Source organism: Prevotella sp. oral taxon 313, from assembly GCF_003043935.1.
Lineage (GTDB): Bacteria > Bacteroidota > Bacteroidia > Bacteroidales > Bacteroidaceae > Prevotella > Prevotella jejuni.
Genome location: NZ_PYXE01000001.1, coordinates 456975 through 477753, shown reverse-complemented (window position 1 = coordinate 477753; position 20779 = coordinate 456975). Strand labels below are relative to the sequence as shown.

13 protein-coding genes are annotated in these 20779 nt (G+C 47.8%); 12 read left to right on the top strand and 1 reads right to left on the bottom strand.

Annotation, left to right across the window (positions count from 1 at the left end):
* Positions 1-4: 4 nt before the first annotated feature.
* From atpD to AXF23_RS01865, 9 genes are all read left to right on the top strand, one after another.
* Complete coding sequence (gene atpD / locus AXF23_RS01905) at positions 5-1528, top strand: F0F1 ATP synthase subunit beta (RefSeq protein WP_107624114.1); 1524 nt, start codon at positions 5-7, stop codon at positions 1526-1528.
* A gap of 39 nt (positions 1529-1567) precedes the next feature.
* On the top strand, positions 1568-1807 hold the full coding sequence (locus tag AXF23_RS01900) for a FoF1 ATP synthase subunit delta/epsilon (protein WP_107624113.1): 240 nt from the start codon (positions 1568-1570) through the stop codon (positions 1805-1807).
* Positions 1808-1837: 30 nt separating this feature from the next.
* Positions 1838-2248 (top strand): hypothetical protein, encoded by a 411-nt coding sequence (locus AXF23_RS01895; RefSeq protein ID WP_176414837.1) that lies wholly within the window; start codon positions 1838-1840, stop codon positions 2246-2248.
* A 3-nt stretch (positions 2249-2251) separates the two neighbouring features.
* Positions 2252-3349, top strand: coding sequence for a F0F1 ATP synthase subunit A (gene atpB, locus AXF23_RS01890; RefSeq protein WP_107624112.1), 1098 nt, complete (start codon positions 2252-2254; stop codon positions 3347-3349).
* A 95-nt stretch (positions 3350-3444) separates the two neighbouring features.
* Positions 3445-3684, top strand: a complete 240-nt coding sequence (atpE, locus tag AXF23_RS01885) for an ATP synthase F0 subunit C (RefSeq protein ID WP_107624111.1) — start codon at positions 3445-3447, stop codon at positions 3682-3684.
* A gap of 55 nt (positions 3685-3739) precedes the next feature.
* Entirely contained in the window at positions 3740-4252 is a 513-nt protein-coding gene (gene atpF, locus AXF23_RS01880; RefSeq protein WP_089365616.1) for a F0F1 ATP synthase subunit B, read from the top strand.
* A gap of 6 nt (positions 4253-4258) precedes the next feature.
* Positions 4259-4795, top strand: a complete 537-nt coding sequence (locus tag AXF23_RS01875; RefSeq protein WP_009010251.1) for a F0F1 ATP synthase subunit delta — start codon at positions 4259-4261, stop codon at positions 4793-4795.
* Between the two features lie 14 nt (positions 4796-4809).
* Complete coding sequence (atpA, locus tag AXF23_RS01870; RefSeq protein ID WP_009010250.1) at positions 4810-6393, top strand: F0F1 ATP synthase subunit alpha; 1584 nt, start codon at positions 4810-4812, stop codon at positions 6391-6393.
* A gap of 12 nt (positions 6394-6405) precedes the next feature.
* Positions 6406-7383 (top strand): F0F1 ATP synthase subunit gamma, encoded by a 978-nt coding sequence (locus tag AXF23_RS01865; protein ID WP_107624110.1) that lies wholly within the window; start codon positions 6406-6408, stop codon positions 7381-7383.
* A gap of 1009 nt (positions 7384-8392) precedes the next feature.
* On the opposite strand, the gene AXF23_RS01860 is transcribed toward AXF23_RS01865, so the two are convergent.
* Positions 8393-9487, bottom strand: a complete 1095-nt coding sequence (locus tag AXF23_RS01860) for a DNA adenine methylase (protein WP_107624109.1) — start codon at positions 9485-9487, stop codon at positions 8393-8395.
* A 2277-nt stretch (positions 9488-11764) separates the two neighbouring features.
* Here AXF23_RS01860 and AXF23_RS01850 point away from each other — a divergent pair.
* From AXF23_RS01850 to AXF23_RS01840, 3 genes are all read left to right on the top strand, one after another.
* Positions 11765-13075: a hypothetical protein gene (locus AXF23_RS01850; RefSeq protein WP_089365610.1), complete on the top strand. Its 1311-nt coding sequence runs from the start codon at positions 11765-11767 to the stop codon at positions 13073-13075.
* A 269-nt stretch (positions 13076-13344) separates the two neighbouring features.
* Positions 13345-16836, top strand: a complete 3492-nt coding sequence (locus tag AXF23_RS01845; protein ID WP_107624108.1) for a glycoside hydrolase family 95 protein — start codon at positions 13345-13347, stop codon at positions 16834-16836.
* Positions 16837-16918: 82 nt separating this feature from the next.
* Positions 16919-20737, top strand: coding sequence for a glycoside hydrolase family 2 TIM barrel-domain containing protein (locus AXF23_RS01840; protein WP_233251214.1), 3819 nt, complete (start codon positions 16919-16921; stop codon positions 20735-20737).
* The last annotated feature ends 42 nt before the right edge of the window (positions 20738-20779 follow it).

Here is a 20779-nt window from a genome sequence, read left to right as displayed (position 1 = left end):
TTTTATGTCACAGATTAATGGGCGCATTTCCCAGATTATCGGTCCTGTTATCGATGTTTACTTTGATACTAAGGGCGAGAATCCTGAGAAGGTTCTGCCAAAGATTCACGATGCTCTGCGTGTTAAACGAGCTAATGGGCAGGATTTGATTATCGAGGTACAGCAACACATCGGAGAGGACACTGTACGTTGTGTGGCCATGGACAATACGGATGGTTTGCAACGTGACCTTGAGGTAGTACCAACGGGTAGTCCTATCGTCATGCCCGCTGGCGACCAGATTAAGGGTCGTATGTTGAACGTTATAGGCCAGCCTATCGACGGTATGAAGGCACTGAATATGGAAGGTGCATACCCTATCCACCGTGAGGCACCGAAGTTTGAAGACCTCTCTACGCATAAGGAGATGCTTCAGACGGGTATTAAGGTCATCGACCTATTGGAGCCTTATATGAAGGGTGGTAAGATTGGACTCTTTGGTGGTGCCGGTGTAGGTAAGACGGTGCTTATCATGGAGTTGATTAATAACATCGCTAAGGGTCATAATGGATACTCTGTTTTTGCCGGTGTCGGCGAGCGTACGCGTGAAGGTAACGACTTGATACGTGATATGTTGGAGTCAGGTGTTATCCGTTATGGCGAGAAATTCCGCAAAGCCATGGATGAAGGCAAGTGGGACTTGTCGCTTGTTGACCAAGAGGAGTTGCAGAAGTCGCAGGCTACTCTTGTCTATGGACAGATGAATGAACCACCAGGGGCACGTGCTTCCGTGGCTTTGTCAGGTCTGACCGTTGCTGAGGAGTTCCGTGACCATGGTGGTAAGAATGGTGAGGCAGCAGATATCATGTTCTTCATCGATAACATCTTCCGTTTTACACAGGCCGGATCAGAGGTGTCAGCACTGTTGGGTCGTATGCCTTCAGCCGTTGGTTATCAGCCAACATTGGCCAGTGAGATGGGTGCTATGCAGGAGCGTATTACCTCAACGAAGCATGGCTCAATCACTTCTGTACAAGCCGTTTATGTGCCAGCAGACGACTTGACCGACCCAGCGCCAGCCACTACCTTTACTCACTTGGACGCAACAACGGAGTTGAGTCGTAAGATCACCGAGCTTGGTATCTATCCTGCGGTAGACCCACTGGGCAGTACTTCACGTATCCTCGACCCGCTGATTGTTGGTAAGGACCACTATGAGTGTGCGCAGAGAGTAAAGCAGCTGTTGCAGCATTATAATGAGTTGCAGGATATCATCGCCATCTTAGGTATGGACGAGCTGTCTGATGAGGATAAGCAGGTGGTAAACCGTGCGCGTCGTGTGCAGCGTTTCCTCTCTCAACCATTTACTGTTGCTGAGCAGTTCACGGGTGTTAAGGGCGTTATGGTACCAATCGAGGAGACTATCAAGGGCTTCAATGCCATCTTGAATGGTGAGGTAGACGACCTACCAGAGCAGGCCTTCTTGAACGTTGGTACGATAGAAGATGTCAAGGAGAAGGCTAAGCAGCTGTTAGAAGCATCTAAGTAATCATCTTCTTGTACAAATAGAATAATAATTGAATTGTCTATGTTGACACTTAGAATAGTTTCTCCCGAAAGGATTGTCTTCACAGGTGAGGTGGATAGTGTGATGGTTCCAGGAGCAGTAGGACCTTTCGAAATCCTTAACAATCACGCTCCTATCATCTCAACGCTCGTTGAAGGCAAGGTAGCCTATACCGTAAAAGGAGTGAAGACAGAGCTTCAGATAGTAGGCGGGTTCGTCGAGGTGAAGAAGAATAACGTCGACCTCTGTGTAGAAATCTAAGTAAGATAATCGACGGAGAGCATAGTTAGTATGATGGATTACGATAAAGTCTATAAGAAATACTATAAGTATAGCCTGTGGATTGCCGCTGCGCTCTATCTTATTGGGATACTTGTGGTACAGCTGACAGAGCGTTTTTCCTACATACCGATGCTCACGATTAGTGCTGTCTTCTCCGTTGTCACAGCCTCTGTCTATGGAGGTGCGTGGAAGGCCATCGTCAGTCAGTCGCCAGCAGTGCTCAATAAGTTCTATCTTGCAGCGTCAGGACTGCGGATGCTATTGGCTTTCATGGTGATAGTCGTCTATGCCTTTGTGGTGAAGGACCGTACGAGACTGATCAGCTTCGCCGTTATCTTCATGATATTCTACCTTATACTATTGGTATTCGATACCTTCTATTTTTACAAAGTGGAAAAGAACAATAAAATTAATAAATAACGAATGAAATATCTCAAGCATCTGATTTGCATGGTGATGATGCTCTTCCTGTTGCTACCTGGTGCTGCGGCGTCAGAGAGTAAAGGGGAGGGAGTAAACCTGCAGGAGATATTGTGGGGACATATCAAGGACTCATACGAGTGGCATGTAACCAATATTGGAGATAAGCCTATCATCATCAATCTGCCAGTCATTGTGAAGACATCAAACGGCTGGTACATGGGTTGGGCTGAAGACTTCGCTGAGGAGCCCTTAGAGAGTGGTCCGCATGCGGGTTATCGACCTTGTAAGAACAACCCCGACCTGTTCATTGCGACGAAAGGAAACTATGAACGACGTATCGTCGAGATACAGAAGGATGGCACAGAAGTGCGTCCTTTCGATATCTCAATCACTAAGTCGGTGTGCGTACTCTTCATTGATGCCATCATTCTCATGCTATGTATCTTGATACCAGCACGCTGGTGTCGTCGCCATAAGGTGACCGATAAGGCCCCAAAAGGCTTTACTGGCTTGATGCACATGTTTGTGATGTATGTCTACGATGAGGTGATCAAGCCAACATTAGGTAAGGAGTCCGATCGCTATGCACCTTATCTTCTGACTTGCTTCTTCTTTATCTTCGTGGCTAACATCATGGGTATCGTACCATTCCCACCGGGGGGTGGTAACTTGACAGGTAATATCACTATTACCTTCTTCTTAGCTGTTTGCACCTTCTTAATAACCAACTTCTCAGGAACAAAGCATTATTGGAAGGATATCTTTTGGCCAGATGTACCCGCATGGTTGAAGGTTCCGGTGCCTTTGATGCCTGTGGTAGAGATATTCGGTATCTTTACTAAGCCCTTCGCATTGATGGTGCGTCTCTTTGCCAATATGATGGCAGGACACGCTATAGCGTTGGCACTGACCTGTATCATCTTCATCATGGCTACGATGGGTATAGTCCTTAGTACGTCCATGACGGTGGTGAGTGTGGCAATGAGTATCTTCATGATGCTCTTGGAGCTTCTTGTAAGTTTCATTCAGGCCCTGGTATTCACGATGTTAAGTGCCGTCTTCATCTCTTTGGCACGTGTCCATGAGGCAGAAGGATAAACAGCAGTAAACAAACAGTGGGCGATAAGCAATCCTTGTCACCCACTTCACGACAAGAAAACAAAAAACAATTAATAATTAAAAAGCAAAAAACTATGTTGACATCATTGTTATTAGCAGCAGAAACTGCAAAGTTAGGCGCCGCTATCGGTGCAGGTATCGCAGCCGTAGGCGCAGGTCTTGGTATTGGTCGTATCGGTGGTCAGGCTATGGATGCCATGGCTCGTCAGCCAGAGAAGATCGGTGAGCTTCGTTCTGTTATGATTATTGCAGCGGCATTGGTAGAGGGTGTTGCCTTCTTTGCTGCAATCATTGCGCTCCTCTGTGTATTCTAAACAGCGCAGAAGAATAATTGAATCAAAATTGGTAAGAAAAGTAATTTAGCAGCTTATGTCATTATTATTGCCAGATAGTGGCTTACTCTTTTGGATGACACTCGTCTTCTTAGTGGTCTTCTTCGTCTTATGGAAATGGGGCTTCCCTTCTATCATCAAGATGGTGAACGAGCGTAAGGAGTATATTGACGAGAGCCTTGCCAAAGCCGAGGAAGCCAACTTGAGGCTTGCTAACATTCAGAAACAAGGTGAGGAGCTGCTTATGGAAGCACGTGAGAAACAGGCGCAAATCCTTCGGGAAGCGTCTGAGACACGTGATACCATAGTCGGACAGGCACAGGAGAAAGCACACGAAGAGAGTGCTCGCATCCTCTCAGAAGCCAAGGCAGAGATAGAGAGTCAGAAGCAGGCTGCCATCCGCGACATCCGAGCACAGGTTGCCGAGCTCTCTGTACAGATAGCTGAGAAGATACTGCAGAAGGAGTTGTCGACATCAGCCGAGCAGACTCAGCTTATCGATCGCTTATTGGATGACGTTACTTCTACTAACGGAACAGAAAGTAAATAATCGCTTATGAATACAGGTGTAATATCGGTTCGCTATGCTCGTGCGCTCTTGAAGGCTGCTTGTGAGCAGGGTATCGAGGACAAGGTGTATGCTTTTATGCAGACACTTGCCCAGAGCTACCTCCAAGTGTCCGACCTCCGCATGACGATTGAGAGCCCGATGCTTCCGAAGGAGAAGAAGCGCAAGCTATTGGAAGTAGCCTGTGGTGGCGACTGTCCTAAGTTAGTTGAGAATTTCTTCGACCTTGTCTTAAAAGAAGACAGAGAGGACCTGCTACAGCTCATGTCGAATGACTATGTTACGCTTTACCGTAAGCTGAAGCATATCATACGTGGGAAGGTGGTCACAGCCACGCCTGTCTCTGCCCAGACAGAGGACAAGATGAAGGAGATGGTACAGTCCAGAGCGCAGGGAACAGTTGAGTTCAACACTGAGGTTGACCCTTCACTCATCGGTGGATTTATCCTTGAGTATGACACTTATCGGATGGATGCCAGCGTGAAGAGCAAACTGAATGCTATCCTCACACAATTAAAACAGTAATTAGAATAATAAACATGTCAGATAAAATTAAACCAAGTGAGGTGTCTGAAATCCTTATTAAGGAACTGCAAGGCATCAACTCCGAGGAAAAGTTTGATGAGGTCGGCAACGTACTGACCGTCGGTGACGGCGTGGCACGTGTCTATGGCCTTCGAAACGCTGAAGCCAACGAGTTGCTTGAATTTGAGAATGGCACCATGGCTATCGTCATGAACTTGGAAGAAGACAATGTTGGTTGTGTCCTTCTTGGTCCTTCTGAGGGCATCAAAGAGGGTCAGAGCGTGAAGCGAACCCACCGCATTGCCTCTATCCGAGTGAATGATAACTTCTTGGGACGTGTCGTCAATCCGCTTGGAGAGGCTATCGATGGCAAGGGGGAAATAGACCTCACCGGCGCTTTCGAGATGCCACTCGACCGTAAGGCACCGGGTGTTATCTATCGTCAACCCGTTAAGGAACCACTTCAGACAGGTCTGAAAGCGGTCGACTCCATGATACCTATCGGTCGTGGACAGCGTGAGCTTATCATTGGCGACCGTCAGACGGGTAAGACAGCCATTGCTGTTGACACCATCCTCAACCAGAAGAGCTTCTATGAACAGGGCAACCCTGTCTATTGTATATATGTTGCTATCGGACAGAAGGCCTCTACCGTGGCTACACTGGTGCAGAACCTCAAGGAGCGTGGGGCCTTACCTTATACCATCATCGTGAGCGCAACGGCTGCCGACCCAGCTGCTATGCAGTACTATGCACCGTTTGCGGGTGCGGCTATCGGCGAATACTTCCGCGACCGAGGCTACTCTGCTCTCGTCATCTACGACGACTTGTCAAAGCAGGCGGTGGCTTATCGTGAGGTATCACTGATACTTCGTCGTCCGTCAGGACGTGAGGCCTACCCTGGTGATGTGTTCTATCTCCACTCTCGACTACTTGAGCGTGCAGCGCGCATCAACAACCAGCAGGAGATTGCAGAGAAGATGAACGACCTGCCAGAGTGTATGAAGGGACATGTAAAGGGAGGTGGATCGCTCACCGCACTGCCTATCATTGAGACCCAAGCAGGCGACGTGTCAGCCTACATCCCTACCAATGTAATCTCTATTACCGACGGTCAGATCTATCTTGAAACCGACCTCTTCAACCAAGGTTTCCGCCCAGCTATCAACGTGGGTATCTCCGTTTCGCGTGTAGGTGGCTCTGCACAGATAAAGAGTATGAAGAAGGTTGCAGGTACGTTGAAGATTGATATGGCCCAATATCGTGAGTTGGAGGCGTTCTCAAAGTTCTCTTCTGACATGGACAAGGTCACCGCTATGACCCTTGACCGTGGACGTAAGAACAACCAGCTTCTTATCCAACCACAGTATAGCCCAATGCCTGTAGGAGAGCAGATCGCTATCCTCTACTGCGGTGTACATGGCTTGATGCGTGACGTACCAGTCGACCAGGTTCGCCTTTGTCAGGACCAGTTCCTCGACACCATGCGCACCACTCATGCCGACGTCATCAACGACTTGGCTGCTGGTAAGCTTGAAGATACATCTATCAAGGTAATCGAAGAGGTCATGGGCAATATTGCCGGACAATTCAAATAAAGACTATAAAGAATGGCATCCTTAAAGGAAATCAAGACTCGTATAGCCAGTGTTCAGAGCACGCGTAAGATTACAAGTGCCATGAAGATGGTGGCCTCGAGTAAGCTGCACCATGCACAGAATGCTATCGAGAGTATGCTTCCCTACGAGGCGATGCTCGAACACATTCTAAAGACGTTCCTTGTCTCTACACCCGATACGGACACTCCGTTCGATGAAGAGCGACCTGTCAAGCGTGTTGCCTTGCTCGTTTTCTCCTCTAACAGCTCGCTCTGTGGGGGATTCAATGCCAATGTCATCAAGCTCCTACAGCAGACTATCGACGAGTATCATGCTAAAGGGTTGACCGACAAGGATATTGTCATCTACCCCGTAGGCCGAAAAGTGTTCGAGGCAGCGAAGAAGCGTGGATATGAATGTGTCTATCCCTATCCGCAACTCGCTGATAAACCTAACTCTGAGGAGTGCCGTAATATCGCTAAAGAGTTAGGACAGAAATGGCTTAAAGGTGAGTTCGATAAGGTGGAAATCATCTACCATCACTTCAAAAGTGCTGGTAGCCAGGTCTTACAACGTAAGAATTTCCTACCTATCGACCTTGAAGAGGAACTTAATGAGGATACTGTGCGCGACCTCTCTTCGAACATCTCGACGAAAGCAGCGCAGGACTACCTTAAGAAGAAGGGACAGACTGGAACACAGAAGTCTAATAGTCAGACTGTCACTCCTCTGAATGATGACTTCATCATTGAGCCCGACTTGCATACTGTCTTGACATCACTCGTACCGAAACTACTACATCTCATGGTCTACACTGCCCTCTTAGACAGTAATGCCTCAGAGCATGCAGCACGAATGGTTGCCATGCAGACCGCCACGGATAACGCCGACGACCTGCTTCGCTCACTCAACTTGCAGTATAACAAGTCGCGTCAAGCAGCCATCACATCTGAGTTGCTCGATATCATGGGTGGTTCGGTAAACAACTAATCACTCGGTCGTCGCACACCGTGCACGGACTGAGTCTAACCACAAAAGGGGATAAGCAATAATGCTTGTCCCCTTTTTTGTGGAGAAGAAGGCAGGGTTAGAAAGATAGCGGCCCCTCCCCCGACCCCAGCTGGCCCCTCCCCCTTCCCCTCCCCCGAAGGGAAGGGGAGTGATCACCGAGATACCCCTATAAGAAGGATGCAGGCTTCGAGTTGTCTACTTATTAGTATCCACATTAGTTGAAACGCTCTGTGTTCTCTGTATGCCGGAGGCGTTCTGTGGGATCGAAACAGTGCGCAAATGGGTTCTGTTAAATCTGTGAGTTCTGTGAGAGAAAAACCTCTCCACGACAATTCTCCAATATTCTTTTTCTCACAGATAACACAGAAGAACAGAATACACAGCGTTCCACAGAGACATTAAGTCAACCGATTTCACAGAACGTTACAGCCAACGTTAGCTAATCATCAGCACCTAACACTCATCACCCAACACCCAGCTTTAGCAGTAACGCTCTGTGAACTCTGTATGCCGGAGGCGTTCTGTGGCCTCGAAACCGTGCGCTTAAAACCTCCGTGACCTCCGTGTGCTCTGTGAGAGATAAACCTCCCCAACGTGGGAGGAAGCTAAGCTAAGAATCGGTGAGCGACCCCTTTTGTGATGATGTGAGTCATACTTAACTTGCGTGAAAAACCTTTACAGGACACGACAAGGTCGCCCTTTACTTACGATGGGAATATTGATAAGGAAGTGGAATATAACCACCACGTCCTCAGAGAGTTACGAACACGAATTGAGAACATGCCCTTCTTGCATCAAGAAGGGCGTCTTCAACGTGCAAGAAGGGCATGTTCTCGAACGTTGAAGGGCATGGGCAGGATGGGAGAGTGACGAAAATAGTTTACATATTCGGCCTATTGTTTTGGCGTGAAGAGGATATGAGGGCTTCTTTCTCGTGCTTGGAGAGGGGCGATGAGAGGAAAGGCACCACTTGCAATCCACCTTCAACTCATTTGTCATAGACAAAGGTTTTGGACGAAGAAGGGGAGCTTTTACAGAATAATAAAATCTCACTACTCCCCGCAACGCTACCTTTCCCGCCTCTACCATTGGTATATCTCTTATGTTCTACCTTAACTTTTCTATAAGGTTCAATCATGTTCACCATCGTATTTATGTCTGGGTAGCTTCGGTCATTATAGCTAACAAGCCAAGTGGGGATATGTTGTGCCCTTTCAAACAACAGTTTTAAGCTGTTAATAGCCTCACTGTTTTTATCGAAGCCACTATATCTCTTAGGTTCATAACGCTTGATGCCATTGACGAATTGTTTGTCTTTCCAATACTCGACGAAGGTCTCAAGGAGGTGATAAAAGGACTGGTAATCCGCATGACTATTGCAGTAAGGTGGGTCAAAGTAGACTAAGTCGACATCAGACAATGTCGGCAGTAGGTCCAGTATATTTTCTTGAAAGCTTTTGTTGGCCTTTTGGTTATCAAAAACAGCAGCATTGTAGTGTGGCAGAATATCAAGGAAGATGTCCCTTAAAGGGCGTATTAAGCTGCGGTTTCTCTTCACTCTTGCAGGGTCTTCAGCGTAGGTTAATGCTTGAGTATGGGCAAAGTGGCCCATCGTAACCTTCCTTGTCATACTCCTACACATGACCGACAGGGCCAGTGACTGCTTGAATGTGTTTTGTAGACGAGGCACATTACTTCTAAAGCTATCGAGCCAAGCCGCCTCTTCTGGGTAGAAGAAGAGGTTTGCGTATAGCTTTTCTATCAGGTTATATTCCGTCGGGTTCTGATTAGGAGAGAATAGGATGTCAATGTCTTCTTGGTTAAGTACGTTCCCAGCGTTCTCTATCAGTGCCTTACCAATTTGATAGTTAAAATTCAAGAAATCGTTAGTATAGGTAGTCTTCCCCATCTGCTTCAGCAGATAAGCAATGGATTGTGAGCCTCCAAAAGCGTCAAGAGCAACGCACGAGTCAGTCGGGATGAATTGTGCAATCCATGCCCTATGAATGTATTTCGCGCCCAAGTACTGTGGTTCTGGGAACTTATAATTCAGATAATCATTCTTGAATAAGGAACACTCCATTATACTAATGTATCTACTATTGGTAAGATTAAATGATAGTCTCAGCCCATCTCGAATAGCTTTGCTTGTTAGCTATCGTGAACAAAACACATGACTTTGCCTAACACTGTCTGGTGTAGGCTTAAAAGTGTAAGTTATCAGCGGGCAACCTTTAATCCTTTTGATAGCTTCGTCTTACGTGAGAATATTATTGTTTGATGCAAAGTTATTATTTTTTGGTAATACTTACAAACAATAAACAAAGTTTTCTCTCCTTTTATTAGCCACTTTGTTGGGGTAACTTCACGTACTAATAGCAGCTGGCCCCTCCCCCTTCCCCAGCTGGCCCCTCCCCCTCATGGGCTCGAAAAGTGCGCCAAAAGGTTCTGTTCTTCAGTGTTTTTCTGTGAGAAATAGAACGCACCCACTCTATGAGATGAGACGCATGTAACTTGCTGGAGAGTTTTTTCTCTCACGCTGGTGATTTTTTCTCTCACAGAGCGCACAGAGTTCACGGAGGTTTTTTGCGCACAGTTTCGAGCCCACAGAAGGCCTCCGGCATACAGAGTTCACAGAGCGTTACTGCTAAAGATGGGTGTTAAGTGATGGTTGTTAGGTGTTGATGATTAGCCATAGGGGTATCTCGGTGATTACTCCCCTCCCTTTTGGGGAGGGGACGGGGGAGGGGCCTCTTCCTCACATGGGTATCTCGGTAATCACTCCCCTTCCCTTCGGGGGAGGGGACGGGGGAGGGGCCAGCTGGGGATGGGGGAGGGGCCAACATTAGCAAGAATACTAACCATGCAAACAGGAAATGTCAAGATATTTCACAGACTGTTCCCTTCTACAATCGAGAACGGGCTGAGCTTGAAGCATGAAGAGGCCCTTCTGCGTTCGAGAACATGCCTTTCTTGCCACAAGAAGGGCGTCTTCTACGAGCAAGAGGGGCATGTTCTCAAACACTATTCGTAACGTTCTGATTTCGTGAAGGTTATAAAAGTAATCGCAAGGTACGTTATATTCTTATTTAGAGGAAATTTCTTTCACTACAATGTAATGATTTTTTATTACTCTATAAATTCTCCTCTTTCCTAATTTTCACCCAATCTTCAGCAGAAATGCTCTGTGTTCTCTGTATGCCGAAGGCGTTCTGTGGGTCAGAGGCCCCTCCCCCGACCCCTCCCCCAAAGGGAGGGGAGTGATCACCGAGATACCCATGTGAGGAAGAGGCCCCTCCCCCGTCCCCTCCCCAAAAGGGAGGGGAGTGATCACCGAGATACCCCTATGGCTAATCATCAGCACCTAACACTCATCACCCAACACCCAGCTTTAGCAGTAACGTTCTGTGAATTCTGTATGCCGGAGGCGTTCTGTGGGATCGAAATGTGCGCCAAAATGTTCTGTTATATCTGTGAGTTCTGTGAGAAAAAGAAATACCCTTCGTGAAAGAAGAAACTCCCCACGACAATTCTCCAATATTCTTTTTCTCACAGAGCACACAGATGAACAGAACACACAGCATCTCACAGAGACATTAAGTCAACCGATAACACAGAACGTTACAGCCAATCTTAGTTGAAAGGCCTCTGTGTTCTCTGTATGCCGAAGGCCTTCTGTGGGCTCGAAATGTGCGCCAAAAGGCTCCGTGAACTCTGTGCGCTCTGTGAGAGATATAACTCCCCACTGCGAGTATCCAACAATCTTTCTCTCACAGAAAAACACAGATGAACAGAACACACAAAGGCCCACAGAGACATTAAGTCAACCGATTTCACAGAACCTTACAGCCAACGTTAGCTAATCATCAGCACCTAACACTCACCACCCAACACCCACCTTTAGCTATAACGTTCTGTGAATTCTGTATGCCGGAGGCGTTCTGTGGGGTCGAAACGTTGGTTGAAATGTTCTGTTAAATCTGTGAGTTCTGTGAGAAATAAAACTCTACGAAGTATGCAAGCAGCCCTGTAGGGGTAACCTCACATACTACTCCCCTCTCCATTCGGAGAGGGGCTGGGGGTGAGGCCGGACTTTCCACTGATTCACCCAACACCCATCAGTGGTGGAGAGGAAAGTGTTAAATATATTAAATATTGTATAGTCAACAATGAATATTCAAAAGAATATGTTTATATTTGTGACCGACTTTAAGAGGAAAACGACTCCTTTAAAGAAGCCTAAAGCATAAAACCTAATAACAGAACAAATCATAAACCTAAAAAGTAAACGGTTAGAACGCCTAAAAGTTGGCATTAAAAGTAATTAAAAATATACAAAAACCAATTATTTATTACAATTATGAAGAAAATCTTTACACTACTTTCATTGTGCTTTGTTGCGTTGTCAACATTCGCACAGGACTGGGTTGCTACTCCTGAGAGTGGTCAACAGTATTACATTGCAGTAGGTAACAACAAGGTGGGTTACATCACTGCGAATGAAGACGGCGGTAAGCTGACAGCTAAGGCAGCTACAGAAGGTGACAAGGAAAAGCAGACTTGGACTTGTACAAAGGGCGAGAATGATGTTTGGAAATTCACTGTTACTGTTGACGGGCAGGAGTGGACGATGTACACAAACGAAGGTGAACGTCTTGCAGCAGGTACTGATCCAGGCTCAAACTTCAAGGATTTCACTATTACAGCTCATGATGACGATCCTTCAAATGCATACAGTGCTATCAAGATGAAGGCGGGCGAAAGTGGAAACTTATACGTTAACATCTTCGGAGGACAGAGCTTAGGCAGTGAGTTTGGTCCTTGGGCTGATGGTGACAACGGTTCTAAGGTTTACTTTGTCAAGGCTTCTGAGGTAGAGATTCCTACTTGGAATTTCAATTTTAATATTTTCCAGCAGGGTGACAACAGTACTCGTTACTTCATTCAGTTCAACAGAGCTGCAGCAAACAAGCCTGAGAATGGCCCAACAAACTTGGAGGGCCTCACAGGTGATAAGCTGATCCTCTCTGTAGACAAGGATACTTTGATTGCTGATCAACTGATAGAAAACGACCCAGACTTTAGATTTAAGGTATGGCATGTAACCTCATTCGATGCATCAACAAAGGAGATAGTTCTCGTAAACGAGGCTGGTCAGTATATTAAGTACGCTGAATTGGCAACAGAGATGCCTGGTGGTAACGATATGTATAAGAAGAACGAGGCTGGTGAATGGGTTCGTAACGGCAAGAGTGGAGGCGGTAAGATGACAGGAGCTTTCATGGCAACTACCGAACCACAGACTCTTCATATCTTCGATAGCAACCAGGGCAGTGAATGTTACTCTATTGGTGATAGCGAGGATAGGAATTCTACCAACTTCCTCAACGCTTGGGGTAACATAGCATGGCACCATCTCATGGGTAAGTGGAAGGTAAATGACTCTAACAACGCCCTCAAGTTCGTCCCAATCACTGATATATTGAGCGCGGAACAGATACAGGCTTCAGACGCAGCAACAGTAGCTGCTGGCATTTCAAACGTTAAGGTACAGGACAAGCAGGCAAATGGTTATGTCTACACCCTCGATGGTCGTTTGGTATCAAAGAGCCTTAATGGTCTTGCAAAGGGCTTATACATTGTAAATGGCAAGAAGGTTGTTGTGAAGTAATTCACAATGAATAAACTAACTCTCATCGGTCGGGAAGCAGTGCAAAGAATAAGAGTGATTACCGCATTGTTGACCGACTGATAGGGTTAAGGGGCTGTATCAAAAGCAAGGGCGTACCAGCGTGTGTGCCCTGTCAGCAGGTAAAGCATAGGAGCACGTAGTGTGCAGTCCTGTTGTTGACCACTGACACGATTTTGATACAACCCCCTTTTTCGTCTTATCGTTCAAACGTAAATAATTATAACAACATATCTCATTATTATATATCTATGAATATCTGTAAGCGTATTTGTGCTTTTTTCCTCTTGTCTACAGTCTGTGTAGGACAAGTGATGGCACAAGGCTACCCTCGTGTTAGTACCGTAGGCAATGAGCATTGGTACTATGTTAAGTATCTTCGGTCTAATAACGTGTTGGAAGAGAAGGGCGATAAGCAAGGTTGTCGCACGGCTGTTCCACAGGTCATGGGCGCCGACCGCCAGTTATGGAAGGTTGTTGAGGCAGAGGGTTTTAGCCATAATAAGAAGTACCAGTTGGTTAGTAAGAGCGGTCGCACGCTCTATGTCAATGGCACAAATCCTTATAGTTCGCGTTTTATGGCGGCTACTAAGGCTACAGATATCCAATCATTCCACATCTTTCAGAGCACGAACAGCAGTTATGGGGAGGGTGCGTTAGAGCTTGCGCCAGACTCCACAGGCAGCAACGCCATGAACCAAGTGGCTGAGATAAGGGTCGGTCAGGAGTTAGGACTATGGACCATAGGCGACGTCAACAACCTCTTCTCGTTTGTTGATAAGGACGAGATGGTGTTCCCTTATACGATGCCTGTACTCTCAACAGCGGCTCACCCCATCTATTACTACATTCAGTTCCAGACAGGCAACTGGCTTCTAAGTGCTAAGGGAGAGAAGGCTACCTGTCAGACAGCGTCATTGCATAATGGTAATCCCGATGATATGCTGTGGAGAGTGGCCGAGAAAGATGGTAAGTACAGCTTTGTCAGCAAGAGTGGAAAGATACTCTACGTCAGCGATTCATACGTGAATGCAACCAAGAGCCGCACCGTGAAGGACACACTCTTTACGATGGTAGAGTCGAAGAACACGTTGGGTGGCTTCGAGATAGGTAAGTCTACCAGTGGACGCAATTTCTTTAATATGTTCCAAGGGGCAGGCGATGGTAAGTACATCAGCTTCTGGGACTTAGGCGATGGCGGTAATGTGGTGCGCTTCGTACCCTCTGATGAGATGGTACCCGTGTCTGGTATTACTACCTTCAACCCTGCCAACAAATACACACTATGGTACACAAAGCCCGCAACCAACTGGATGACCTCCTGTCTTCCTATTGGTAACGGACAGTTCGGAGCCACATTAATGGGCGATGTAGCCATTGACGACGTACAATTCAACGATAAAACGCTATGGAGTGGAAAGCTCGGAGGACTGACAAGTACGGCAGCCTACGGTTATTATCTTAACTTTGGTAACCTATATATACGCAGTCGTGAATTGACGAAGGTGACCGACTACGTGCGTTACCTTGATATCAACGATGCCATAGCAGGTGTGCGTTATACGATGGATGGCGTATCCTACCATCGAACCTACTTTGCTACCAATCCCGATAGTTGCTTGGTAATCCGCTACACAGCCTCAGAGAAGGGTAAAATCAATACCACCCTCACACTGAAGAATCAGAACGGTAAGAACGTTAACTATACCGTTGATAATAACAATCAGGCCACAATAACCTTTGAGGGGAAGGTGGCACGCCAGAATGACAAGGGTGCGACAACCCCAGAGAGCTACTATTGTGCAGCGCGCATCGTGACCGATGGCGGTAGTGTCACTAAGAATGCAAAGGGCTTGATAGAGGTCAGTGGCGCTAATAGTATGACTGTTTATCTCCGTGGCCTGACCGATTTCGACCCCGACGCAGCCGAGTATGTCTCAGGAGCCGACCGTCTTGCAGGACGTGCCGCAGCGACCGTCAACAATGCAGAGAACAAGGGTTACGATGCCTTGTTAGCAGCCCATAAAGCCGACTATAAGTCGCTCTTCGACCGTTGTCAGCTGACCCTCGCTGATAGTAAGAACACTATCCCAACGCCACAGCTCATCAGCAACTATCGTGACAACCAACATGACAACCTCTTCTTAGAGGAGCTCTACTTCAATTACGGGCGTTACCTCCTTATCAGTTCAAGCCGTGGTGTGTCGCTACCAGCCAACTTGCAGGGTATATGGAACGACAATAACACCCCAGCATGGCACTCAGATATCCATGCAAACATCAACGTACAGATGAATTACTGGCCTGCTGAGCCTACCAATCTGTCTGAGCTTCATCGCCCATTCCTCGATTACATCTATCGAGAAGCATGTGTGAAACCTACATGGAGACGCTTTGCACAGGACATGGGACACGTCAACACGGGATGGACACTACCAACGGAGAATAACATCTATGGCTCGGGTACTACCTTTGCCAATACCTATACCGTTGCCAATGCGTGGTATTGTCAGCACCTCTGGCAGCACTACACCTACACAATGGACAAGGAGTTCCTACGCACAAAGGCCTTCCCAGCAATGAAGACGGCTGTCGACTATTGGTTTAAGAAACTTGTCAAGGCTGCTGACGGCACATACGAATGTCCTGACGAATGGTCGCCTGAACACGGACCAACCGAGAATGCGACCGCACACAGTCAACAGTTAGTATGGGACCTCTTCAACAACACGCGCAAAGCCATTGCTGTTCTCGGTGATAACGTGGTGTCTAAGTCGTTCCGAGACTCGCTCTCCACTTACTTTGCAAAGCTTGATGACGGGTGTCATACAGAGGTTAATCCCACTGATGGACAGACTTATCTCCGTGAGTGGAAATACTCTTCACAGTTCAATAACCCAAGTAAGATTGGTGTTAACGAGTATAAGGCACACCGTCACATCTCCCATTTAATGGGCCTCTACCCCTGCTCTCAGATCAGTGAAGATGCCGATAAGACCGTCTTTGAGGCAGCTCGTCAGTCGCTGATAGCCCGTGGTGATGGTCATGGAACAGGCTGGTCACTGGGCCATAAGATAAACCTCAATGCCCGTGCCTACGAGGGTTTCCACTGTCATAACCTCATCAAACGAGCCTTGCAGCAGACCTGGGACACTGGAACTAACGAAGCTGCAGGAGGTATCTATGAGAACCTTTGGGACGCACATGCGCCTTATCAGATTGATGGTAACTTTGGTTACACAGCGGGTGTGGCTGAGATGCTCTTACAGAGCTACAACGACAAGCTCGTTATTCTCCCTGCTTTGCCTACCAGCTTCTGGCAGAAAGGTTCAGTGAAGGGCCTTAAGGCGGTTGGTAACTTCACTGTTGACATTGATTGGGACAATGCGAAAGCAACGCAGATAAGGGTTGTCTCAAACGTAGGAACCCCTTGCGTCGTTAAATATACAGGTATTGCAAAGGACTATAAGGTGACTACTGCCGACGGAAAGAGTGTGAAGACTAAGCGTATCAGTGCTGATGAGATTAGCTTCCCAACCGTTGCTGGAGGCAAGTATATCATCGTCTCAACAACCTCTAACGCTATTGCCGCTGTCACAGGCAGCCAAGAGAGCAACATCGCCACCGTATGCTATTACAGTCTTAACGGTGCAAAGGCCAACAGCACACCCTCTCATGGGGTCTACATCAAGCAGATGAAGTATAGTAACGGTACGACGTCTACAACCAAGGTAATCAACTAATCACACGTAAAATATCCTACCCACACTCCGGCACAGGCCCGAGTGTGGGTTCATCTAACAACAACTATTATCTTTCATGGATATGAAAACAATCAGAAAAATGGGTCTTCTCGTATCGCTTATGGCCTTAGCACCCTCCGTGCTATGGGCACAAGCGTGGGATGCGAAGCCCCAAGGCGGTAAGACCTACGTCATCTCTGTGGGCAAGAACACGCAGGACGTGCTCGTTCCCTTCAAGTACTATTGGGAAAGTGAGACACGAATAGCGTTCCAGAAGTATATCGATGGCAAAGACAAACAGAAGTGGAAGCTCGTTGAAGTGCCTAATAAGCAGGACTGTTATCAGTTGGTTAATGCCGAGGGCGAGCTGGCCTTTGACATGGCACTTAATGATCCTAAACAGGCTTCGGGCTACACTTGTATGTGGGATCAGACCATTACGAATCCTAACCAGCAGATTTACATCACGAAGAAAGGCAATGGCTATCAGCTGAGTGCCGTCTCTGGTAGGAATGGTCAGACCTATTATGTGACAACAGGGACGCAAGAAGGATACGACATCATGTACTGTCGATGGGAAAGAAACCCGAGTAGCGCTGCCATAGCACACTTCAAAGAGGTGGCACCAGTCGTTATTCCGCAGGCAGCCGACTGGGAGAATGCTACCGTCTATGAGCGCAATAAGGAGCAGGGACACGCTACTTACATGCCTTACCCATCAACGGCTGCGATGAAGGCCGACGGTCAGCGTTATGACAAACCATGGTTGGAACCAACGGGGGCAAACTACCTCAGCCTCAATGGAACATGGCGACTGCGGTGGAGCGAAGGCCCTAAGCCTGTGCTCTTAAGCAAGGACGAGTGTTGGGGCGATGGTGTTAACACTGACGGTTCAGCATGGAGCGACATCACAGTCCCTTCTTGTCTTGAGATGAACGGATACGGTAAACCGATGTATGTCAACGTTGACTATCCTTTTGTTGATAAGCAACCTCACATCCTTATGAAGCCGCGCTTGACCAACTCCGTGGGTTCTTATCGTCGCGACTTCACCCTACCTGCAGGCTGGGAGAGCAAGCGTGTGTTCCTACACTTTGATGGTATCTACTCGGCAGCATACGTTTATGTCAACGGACATGAGGTGGGTTACACCCAAGGAGCTAATAACGTCAGTGAGTTTGATATAACGAGATACGTACATGCAGGCAAGAACAATGTTGCTGTACAGGTTATTCGATGGAGCGATGGGTCGTATCTTGAAGGACAGGACATGTGGCACATGAGTGGTATTCACCGTGATGTCTACCTCGTGGCAACGCCTAAGACCTATCTTGCCGACCATTATATTAAGTCGACTGTCACACCGGGCTTGACAACTGCTGGGCTGGGTAGTGCGGCTACAACAGTAGACCTTACTGTCTGCAATCGTGATAAACTCGCTGCGAAGAAGACCGTTACTGTGACGCTCTACGACCCATCTGGGAAGGAAATAAAGGCCCTTTCAGCCGACTTTCGGTTTGCTGCTGGCGACAGCGTGATGACGAAGACCATCGATTTCGGAACTCTCTCTGGCCTTAGACTATGGTCGGCTGAGACGCCAACGCTCTATACCTTCACTTTCAGTCAGTCGCAAGATGGCAACGAGGAGGAGGCTTTCTCTACGAAATATGGCTTCAGGAAGATCGACCTCAGTAAGGGGTATCTTGAGGTGAACGGCCGCCGCACCTATCTTAAAGGGGCTAACACGCAGGACACCGACCCATTGCATGGACGCAGCATCACCACCGACCTTATGTTAAAGGATATAACGATGATGAAGCAGTGTAACATGAATACCGTTCGTACCAGCCACTATCCTCGTCAATCAAAGATGATGGCTATGTTCGACTACTACGGTCTCTTTGTTGTTGATGAGGCTGACATGGAGTTGCATAAGAACTGGGATGGACCAAAGACCATCATCAACAACCCTAATTGGACAGGTGCTATCGTCGACAGAAACGTACGTAATACGCTCCGTGACCGCAACCATCCGAGTGTTGTCTTTTGGAGTCTTGGCAACGAGAGTGGCTCTGGTCTGAACATCATGGCGGCCTACAAGGCCGTTCGTAAGCTCGATAACCGTTATATCCACTATGAGGGTGCAACGCGAGACAATGCTGAGGGCACTGATCTCCACTCTGTTATGTATCCTGCAATGGATGCTTGGCGCAGCGGAACAACGGGTCCGGTGACCTCTGATGTGAACCATCCAAACACGAACAAGCCTTACTTTATGTGCGAGTATGCCCATGCTATGGGTAATGCCGTGGGCAACCTGCGTGAGTATTGGGAGGCTATGGAGGGCTCTCAGATGGGTGTTGGCGGATGCATCTGGGACTGGGTTGACCAGAGCATCTACTCCTTCGACGCTATAAAGAACAATAAGCTGACTGAGAATGGGTTCCCTGCTTACATCACGGGATACGACTGTCCGGGTCCTCACCAGTATAATTTCGTTAACAACGGACTGGTCAATGCCGATCGTGCATGGAGTTCTGAGCTCGACGAGGTGAAGCGTGTTTATCAGTGGGTGGGCTTCGACTTGAATACTGAGAAGCGTCAGGTCAAACTGACAAATAAGTATCTCGACCGCAACCTCAACCAGTTCTATCTTAAATGGACGCTCCTTGCTGATGGTAAACCGGTACAGGATGGCACTTTCAAGGACCTGAACTGCGCTGCTGGCGGTACACAGACAGTCGTCTTGAAGTATAACCCTTCGAAATATGCGAATAAGGAACTCTTCCTTAACATCGGCCTTTATACGAAGGAGGCAACGAACTGGTGTGCCGCTAACTATCCTGTTGCGGAGTATCAACAGCAGTTGGCTCAACGCACAGAGACCCTTGCCAAGGTGGATAACAATAAGGCCGCTGCCCTCCACGCTACGAAGAACAATGACGGTGGATATACCTATATGAACGATAAGCAGAAGGTTACTTTCGACGGACAGGGCAATATCACGCTTTGGACTTACGATGGTCATAATGTCTTCCGACCAAACAGTGGACCACAATTCGACCGCTATCGCTGGATTGAGAACGATGGTCCGATGGAGGCTTACGGCGATGCTGCTACCGACAATGGCGTGACAGCGCCGACAGCTAAGTTCCAACTCGCTGCTGACGGCAAGTCGGCTACGGTCAACGTGAACCAGAATGGCAAGTATGGTAAGGCTTCTTATCAATACACGGTATATGCGAATGGCACTATCGACCTCACCAGTACGTTTGAAGCGCAGGCTGATGGCGTAAGACGATTGGGCTTCACTGTCGACCTGCCAACCGACCTGACGAACGTACGCTACTATGCACGTGGTCCACGAGCAAGCTATATCGACCGCCTCGATGGCGAGGACTACGGTATCTATGAGGCTGACGTGAAGGATATGTATGAGCCTTTCGCACACCCACAGAGCAATGGTAACCGCGTAGGACTGCGTTGGCTGACGCTGACAAAGGCTGATGGTACGGGCATGAAGATTGAGACTGCGGGCGACGTAGCCTTCTCCCTCAACCCTTGGAGCGATGCTGAATTGCGCACATCACGCCACGAATGGGAGCTACCAACGTCTAATCGCACCGTAGCCCACTTTGATGCCATTCAACGTGGACTCGGTAATGGCTCTTGTGGACCAGGTCCTCTATCCAAGTACACCATCGAAAAGGGTAAGCAATACGTTAATACCGTGCGTTTCATCCCTTTTTTAGAAACGGCAGATAATCCTGCTAACGGAATATCTGCCGTGAACACCGACACTACAAACGCATCGCAAGTCTACGACCTCGCTGGTCGTAGACTCGCACAAGCACCTGCCAAGGGGCTTTATATACAAGGTGGGAAGGTCAGAGCCAACTGATTTCCATGTCAGTAGACCGCTCCCTCTACACTCCTCGAGGTG

What these genes read in the sequence shown, in the direction of transcription:
- atpA (WP_009010250.1), top strand. Translation starts at nt 4,810, where the DNA reads ATGTCAGATAAAATTAAACCAAGTGAGGTGTCTGAAATCCTTATTAAG.
- atpD (WP_107624114.1), top strand. Translation starts at nt 5, where the DNA reads ATGTCACAGATTAATGGGCGCATTTCCCAGATTATCGGTCCTGTTATC.
- AXF23_RS01845 (WP_107624108.1), top strand. Translation starts at nt 13,345, where the DNA reads ATGAATATCTGTAAGCGTATTTGTGCTTTTTTCCTCTTGTCTACAGTC.
- AXF23_RS01850 (WP_089365610.1), top strand. Translation starts at nt 11,765, where the DNA reads ATGAAGAAAATCTTTACACTACTTTCATTGTGCTTTGTTGCGTTGTCA.
- atpE (WP_107624111.1), top strand. Translation starts at nt 3,445, where the DNA reads ATGTTGACATCATTGTTATTAGCAGCAGAAACTGCAAAGTTAGGCGCC.
- AXF23_RS01840 (WP_233251214.1), top strand. Translation starts at nt 16,919, where the DNA reads ATGAAAACAATCAGAAAAATGGGTCTTCTCGTATCGCTTATGGCCTTA.
- AXF23_RS01865 (WP_107624110.1), top strand. Translation starts at nt 6,406, where the DNA reads ATGGCATCCTTAAAGGAAATCAAGACTCGTATAGCCAGTGTTCAGAGC.
- AXF23_RS01860 (WP_107624109.1), bottom strand. Translation starts at nt 9,487, where the DNA reads ATGGAGTGTTCCTTATTCAAGAATGATTATCTGAATTATAAGTTCCCA.
- AXF23_RS01895 (WP_176414837.1), top strand. Translation starts at nt 1,838, where the DNA reads ATGATGGATTACGATAAAGTCTATAAGAAATACTATAAGTATAGCCTG.
- atpB (WP_107624112.1), top strand. Translation starts at nt 2,252, where the DNA reads ATGAAATATCTCAAGCATCTGATTTGCATGGTGATGATGCTCTTCCTG.
- AXF23_RS01875 (WP_009010251.1), top strand. Translation starts at nt 4,259, where the DNA reads ATGAATACAGGTGTAATATCGGTTCGCTATGCTCGTGCGCTCTTGAAG.
- AXF23_RS01900 (WP_107624113.1), top strand. Translation starts at nt 1,568, where the DNA reads ATGTTGACACTTAGAATAGTTTCTCCCGAAAGGATTGTCTTCACAGGT.
- atpF (WP_089365616.1), top strand. Translation starts at nt 3,740, where the DNA reads ATGTCATTATTATTGCCAGATAGTGGCTTACTCTTTTGGATGACACTC.